Annotated in this window: 7 protein-coding genes; 5 read left to right on the top strand and 2 right to left on the bottom strand. The window is 51.8% G+C overall.

Going from position 1 to position 6567, the window contains the following annotated elements; all coding sequences use genetic code 11:
- A partial coding sequence (locus tag AB1690_10230) for a hypothetical protein (protein ID MEW6015688.1) occupies positions 1–393 on the bottom strand: 393 nt, incomplete at its 3' end.
- Positions 394–865: 472 nt separating this feature from the next.
- Positions 866–2059: a hypothetical protein gene (locus AB1690_10235; GenBank protein MEW6015689.1), complete on the bottom strand. Its 1194-nt coding sequence runs from the start codon at positions 2057–2059 to the stop codon at positions 866–868.
- A 941-nt stretch (positions 2060–3000) separates the two neighbouring features.
- Between AB1690_10235 and AB1690_10240 the strand changes: the two genes are divergently transcribed.
- The 5 genes from AB1690_10240 to AB1690_10260 form a co-directional block, all read left to right on the top strand.
- Positions 3001–3507: an HNH endonuclease gene (locus AB1690_10240; protein MEW6015690.1), complete on the top strand. Its 507-nt coding sequence runs from the start codon at positions 3001–3003 to the stop codon at positions 3505–3507.
- 2 nt (positions 3508–3509) lie between these two features.
- Positions 3510–4496: a tryptophan--tRNA ligase gene (gene trpS, locus AB1690_10245; GenBank protein MEW6015691.1), complete on the top strand. Its 987-nt coding sequence runs from the start codon at positions 3510–3512 to the stop codon at positions 4494–4496.
- Positions 4489–5451 (top strand): segregation/condensation protein A, encoded by a 963-nt coding sequence (locus tag AB1690_10250; protein ID MEW6015692.1) that lies wholly within the window; start codon positions 4489–4491, stop codon positions 5449–5451. The genes trpS and AB1690_10250 overlap by 8 nt, the downstream gene beginning before the upstream one ends.
- 9 nt (positions 5452–5460) lie before the next feature.
- Complete coding sequence (gene scpB / locus AB1690_10255; protein MEW6015693.1) at positions 5461–6204, top strand: SMC-Scp complex subunit ScpB; 744 nt, start codon at positions 5461–5463, stop codon at positions 6202–6204.
- Positions 6205–6274: 70 nt separating this feature from the next.
- Positions 6275–6567, top strand: a 293-nt coding sequence (locus tag AB1690_10260; protein ID MEW6015694.1) for a S4 domain-containing protein, incomplete at its 3' end; no start/stop codon positions are given.

Here is a 6567-nt window from a genome sequence, read left to right on the forward strand (position 1 = left end):
GGATAAAGCGAGATGAGTGTACTCATGCTGCAGCAGTTCCCGCAGCGATTTTCCGACCGGGAAACGGGCGGGAGATTTGATGACAACTGTCTGCCGGTAGGGCATGGCGACTGCGGCGCCCCAGTCGGGAATGGCGGTGCCGATAATTCGGCGGAATTCCTCCTGACTGTCGGCGATATAGATTTCGGGCAGGTAATCGAGCGAGTCGCGGAGAAGTTCAATTAATCGCTGCCGCGCGACAGAGAGCGCCGAATCGGCGGTCTGGACGAAAGGGGGGTAGTCGAAATGGTAGATGAAATGGTCGCGATGGATAATGGCATCGGAACTGTCGGCGCCGGAAACGGGAGCGGTGATGAAAAGCAGCAGAATGATGAATAGGGCTATTTGGCGCATAGATTGCAAGATAATAAGATAATGCGAGCGATACAAGTGAGCTCTGACGAATCAAATCATTGCTTGCCAATATGTTATTGGTTCGTATTCGTTTTTGTTGAAGTTTTTTTATTATCCCTTCCTTTCGGCGGATTGATTTCAGGGACGGTCCGAGAGTCCATTCGAAGGATAAAGGGGCAAGGAATGGTTGGTTTGGGTTAAGGCAATCAAGCAATACCTCCTCTATAGATAGCGGACCGCGGAAGTTCAGCATCGATTTGCCGGTGATTTTGCGGGAGGGGGTGGTTAGTGGTTGGAGGTGAGTTGAGAGTGTGATACTTGGGAGTTATGGGAGGAGGGAGACGATGCCCTCTGATGGTCTCATTCGGCCTTGCGGAATGAGACGGGGTCGACACATGGGTCGACCGCTACGACGATATTATTACGTCTCTCCTTTGGCGGTCAAACAAGGCTCGTGCCTTACAACATTCAATCACCGGCGGTCGAAATAATGAAGGCTTTCGAGATAATCGTCTGTCCATCCATGCCCCATTGCTCCCCAAATAAGGTTGATTGAAAGGGAGTTGCCCGAAAGATCTGTCCCGCCATCGGTATCGTAATTAAGAAAGTTATATCGTGCCTGAAGCCCCCAGTAGCGTGTGTGACGGGGACCGTAGAACAATCGAAGGGTGAAACCAAGATTTAGATTCAAAGAATTCAGATAATCTCCCTGGTTCTCTTTCAGGTCGTCAGCCGTAAGTGCCATAATACCATCCCAACCGATTCCACCGAAAAATTCAAGCGAGGTGTTCCAGGATGAGTAAACTCGGAGAACAGGGTCAAGCCCGAAGTACATCCCGAAAAAATTATCGGTTTCATATAAGGAATCTCGATGATTGACCAGATAGGGCTGCTGGGAATTCGGAAAGCGGGCGAAAAAAGTGACATCGGCGCCGTAGTGTCGAGAGCGAAGCCCCGCCTGACAGCCAATTTCGATTTTTGAGCCGAGCCATTTCAAGTTTCCGTCGGGTATCCATGCGCCGGCATTCAAGGACCAGTTGTTTGCAAAGTTGCGACGTTTCTCAAGAAGAGTGTCGATTTCACGGTCGTATCTTGCCTGAATGCAGGAACCCTGATAAGTGCCTTTTGAAAGTTTGTGAAGAAGACTATCCCTACCCGCGGCGTAATAAGTCGCAATGGCATTGGCGACAGAAGTCGCGTCAACACTGTCCTTTACCTCAGAGGCAAGCCGCTCGATGAACGAATTATATTCGTGACTTGGTGTTGGCCAAAAGTTGTGTCTCTCATATAAGTCGTAATGGGAGTAAAAATGCGGCAGAGTTATCTCCGCCACTAATGAATCATCACACCAGTCATTAGATAATTTGCCCCTTCTTATCTGGCTTAATAGCTGGAAATCTTGAAAGGGCTTCAAGGCGCACTTTGTGTTGACAAAATCCACAATTGCTTCAACAGAATCGACTTTACCTTCACTGTATAGTTCTGGAATAAGCCTTCGACCATTTCTGATGTAATCGAGACAGTCGTTCAACCGGGTGGCGGTAAGGAGCCGATGCATCGCAGAGTCCGGGTCGGTCTGGGAGGATGCTTCTCTCGATAGAAGAAAGGAAAACAGAATCGTTAGCGAAACAACGCAGCAAGTTCGACGGAATGCTTGGGCAGACATAGGTGTCCCTCCCTTAAATTTAAGTCGTTCCAAAATGACGACGGTGCCTCGATTGACGCTCACCAGAATGGCGTCAACCATCCTTTACAATATATCGATTCCAACTTTTCGCGGAAGCGAGAATTTTCCTTGCTTTAAAATCAGATTCATGAACAGGACTGCACTTCTTAGACCCGATTCTGTTTCAAAATCAGTGATGTAGGGCACGAGCCCTCCCGGCCAGAATGCATGCGGCTCGTGCCATAATAAATCCCATATTTATTAGAATGAACACTTCTCTCCCTGCCCATCGACCCGCCGCGGCGGGTCGATTGTGGCAGGAGCGCCCCGCTGAAGGTGGGGCTCCTGCCCTCCTTCCTCTATTGACGATTTAAAGCAGTATTTTGTCGATTGCTTATTTCAGAGATCGCCTCGACTGGTATTTGAAGCGGATAGAAACGGCTGACTTGCCCTCCCCCGCCATAATTTGCTATTGACAACAGGGGCGGAAGGGATAATTTTAAAAGATTATGCGGGTGAAACCGCGGGCATCAATTGGAAACGGGCAGGTGTGGACTCCGCTTTGAGGCGGAGCCGCGCACAGAATAGGAATGGATGCCGGATCAAGTCCGGCACGACATTTACCGTCAGGAGAGACTCCTGACGGCGCAGGAAAATTGGAAACGGGCAGGTGTGGACTCCGCTTTAAGGCAGAGCCGCGCACAGAATAGGAATGGATGCCGAATCAAGTCCGGCACGACATTTACCGTCAGGAGAGACTCCTGACGGCGCAGGAAAATTGGAAACGGGCAGGTGTGGACTCCGCTTTAAGGCGGAGCCGCGCACAAATGTCGGAACCGCGGGGGTTACGACCTACGGACTGGATTCCCGATCAGGTCGGGAATGACAGTCAGGATCATGGGGATCCTGACCTACTGGTCTAAATTGGCAACGATATGGATATGCTGAATCACAACGTCCTGGTCTTGAACCAAAACTATGAGCCGCTTTCGGTTTGCTCGGCGCGACGGGCTTTTGTGCTTCTCTTCATGGGGAAAGCCGAGATGATTGAAACCTATGACGGGGCGAAAATCCATTCGGTCTTGAGGTCGTATCCACTCCCCTCGGTGGTGCGGCTGGAGCGGTTTGTGAAAGCGCCGCGCAAAAGAATTTTGCTGACCCGCAAGAATGTGCTTATCCGTGACGGTTACACCTGCTGTTACTGCGGCTCCACGCGGGGTCCGATGACGGTGGACCATATTGTTCCGAAAAATCTGGGCGGGACCGACAGTTGGGAGAATCTGGTCTGCGCCTGTGACCGGTGCAATAACAAGAAGAAAAACCAGACGCCGGCGGGCGCGGGAATGCGACTTCTGCGCAAACCGACCCGTCCCAATCATATCACGTATATCCAGCGCTTTATCGGGATTACCGATACCCGCTGGAGACCATACCTCTTCATGGAGTAAAATTGAGCGCAAAAGAAGTAATCCTCTCCGGCATGCAGCCGTCGGGGGAACTGCATATCGGCAATCTGGAGGGAGCCCTGCGCAATTGGGTGCGGCTTCAGGACCAGTACGAAATGTACAGTTGCATTGTTGACTGGCATGCCTTAACCGGCGACTACGAGCATACCGAACTTTTGAAGGAGAGGGTGTTTCAACTGGCGGTCGATTATATGGCGGCGGGCCTCGACCCGGAGAAGGTGGCGATTTTTATCCAGTCGGATGTTAAAGAGCATGCCGAGCTGCATCTTCTTTTCTCAATGATAATCACGGTGCCGACCCTGACAAGACTCCCGACCTATCTGGAAAAAAAGGAAGATAAAGGGCTGGACAGTTACGGCTTTCTGGGGTACCCGGTGTTGCAAGCGGCCGATATCTGTGTTTATAACGCCGATAAGGTGCCGGTCGGAAAGGACCAGGAAAAACATATCTGGCTGGCGGCCGACCTGGCGAAACGGTTCAATACACTTTACGGTCCGACGCTGAAAGAGCCGCAGGCACTTTTTACCAAGATACCGACCATACCGGGGCTGGATGGGCGGAAGATGTCGAAGTCGCTGGATAATCATATCGCGATTACACATACCGAGGAAGAGACAGCCGCGCGATTGAAGAAGATGTTCACCGACCCGCAGAAGATTCGCAAGGGGGACCCGGGGCGTCCGGAGATCTGCCCGGTCTATATGCTTCATCAGGTGTACACGCCGGAGGCGGAAAAGATAATCGCTCCCCCCTGCCGCAGCGGTGAGCTGGGGTGTGTCGATTGCAAGAAGATGGTAGCCAAGAATCTCAATGAGGCGCTGCGGCCTATTCGTGAAAAAAGAGTTGTTCTGGAGAATAATAAAGATTATATCTGGGATGTTTTGAAAAATGGCGCTTTGCGGGCGCGCGCGCGGGCGCAGGCGGTGATGGAGAAAGTGCGCGCCGCGATGAAGATGGACTATTATGGATGATGAAGGCGAAACCTGGTTGGTTTCGCGCAAAGTGCCGCGGACGAGGGCGTCCGCAGGCAGCTTGGTAATAGTCCCTGATTTCAGCGGGGATGTCGCACATGGACCGGAGGTTTTGACGAGGAATATCGAGGGACTCCGGGTCCTCGACAGAGAGAAGATAACGAACGGATTGCAGCCAATGAACGGACAGAAAGAAAATTATACCGTCAATTTAGAGGTCTTCCAGGGACCGCTTGATTTGTTGTTGTACCTTATTCGGAAGGAAGAAGTCGATATTTACGACATTCCGATAGCGCGGGTGGCGGAGCAGTATATGCAGTACCTGGAGATGATGAAGATTCTCAATCTGGAGCTCGCCGGAGAGTATATTCTGATGGCGGCAACCTTGATAAGAATCAAGGCGCGGTTGCTTCTCCCCCGCGACGAACTTGACCCGGAGGAGCCGGACCCGCGGGAAGAACTGGTGGCGGCGCTTCTGGAGTACAAAAAATACAAAGAGGCGGGCGAGATTTTAAGAGAGAAACGTCTGGCGGAAGAACAGCTGTTTGTGCCGCCGGCGCTGGGGGGGAATGGCGACAAAGAAGTCATCGTGCTCTCGGAAACGACCACCCTGTTTGACCTGCTGACGGCGTTCAAAGAGGTTCTCTCGCGGGTAAGCAATGAGAATCTTTACACCATAACCCCGGAAGAAGAGACAATCGAGCAGCGAATCACCCGGATACTGGATATTCTGGAGCGAAAGGGTTCAGCCACGTTTATGGAGTTATTCTCCGATTCGCCGCGGAAACTGGTGGCGATACTGACGTTTCTGGCGATTCTGGAGCTGGTGCGAATCAGACGAATCGCGGTGCGGCAGTCGCTTCCTTTTTCCGAGCTGCGGGTTTACCGGGGAGAGCAGTATGAGAACCCGGAGCCGGCGCTGGAATTTATCAAGAAATTTCATTATTTGAAGTGATAGAAAAATATGAGCAACAATGGCAGCAGACCGACCATAATTGAGGCGTTGATTTTGTCTTCGCCGGAGCCTCTGGCGCCGCGGCGTATTATTGACCTTCTGGAAAATACCACCCTGGAGGATATAACCGAAGCGGTAGCGACGCTCAACAACCGGTACATGGAAACCGGGGCATCATTCCGCATCCGGAAGATAGCGGGGGGGTATCAGGTATATGTCGTCGAAGATTATGCGCCGTATGTGGAAGAACTCTTGACCCGTCGGCGGAATATGCGTCTTACCCGCTCCGCCCTTGAGACACTGGCGATAATCGCCTATCGTCAGCCGGTAACCAAAATGGATATCGAATTGATACGGGGGGTGGCATCCGATTCGGTAATTCATACTCTGATGGAGCGTAAGCTCATCACTCTGGCGGGACGGGCGCAGTCGATTGGCCGACCGCTGCTCTATCGGACGACTGATGAGTTCTTGAAATATTTCAATCTCAACTCCCTTGATGACCTGCCCAAGATGGAAGAGATAGAGGAACTTCTCTCCTCCCGGGAGCCGGACACGCAGCCGCGTCTGCCGTTGGAATTAGATGCGGCCGCGAATAGAGAGGAAGATTCAGAGGCGGCGCCAGACGAAATCCTGGAGGACCAGGATACCGGTTTTACCGATGAGGAAACCGAGGAGTCGTCAGTCGATTTAGAGGAGTTTGCGGAGGAAGAGATGGTGGAGATATCAGACGAGGAGAATTCCCGCGGGTAGACCGCCGAATGCGGCATTCTGAAATAACGAGCACACCGATTCTCACGGTTTGAGGAGAAGATTTCCCAATTTGCTTAGACTAAACAAGTTTCTTTCGATATGCGGGGTGACATCACGACGGGGGGCAGAGCAGCTCATCAGCCAGAAAAAGGTAACGGTCAATGACATTGTAGTCGATAAGATGGGGGTTATAGTCGATGAGCAGAAAGACCGGGTCAAAGTTGACGGCGTTGTCGTCGAGCCAGTTAATAAGCGGCTCTATATTCTTCTCAATAAACCGAAGCAGGTGCTTACCACATTGCATGACCCCTTCCAGCGCAAGACCATCGCCTATTTTGTCAAGAGCGCGCCGGCCCGGGTATA

The sequence above is a fragment of the Candidatus Zixiibacteriota bacterium genome, from assembly GCA_040753495.1.
Classification (GTDB): domain Bacteria; phylum Zixibacteria; class MSB-5A5; order GN15; family PGXB01; genus DYGG01.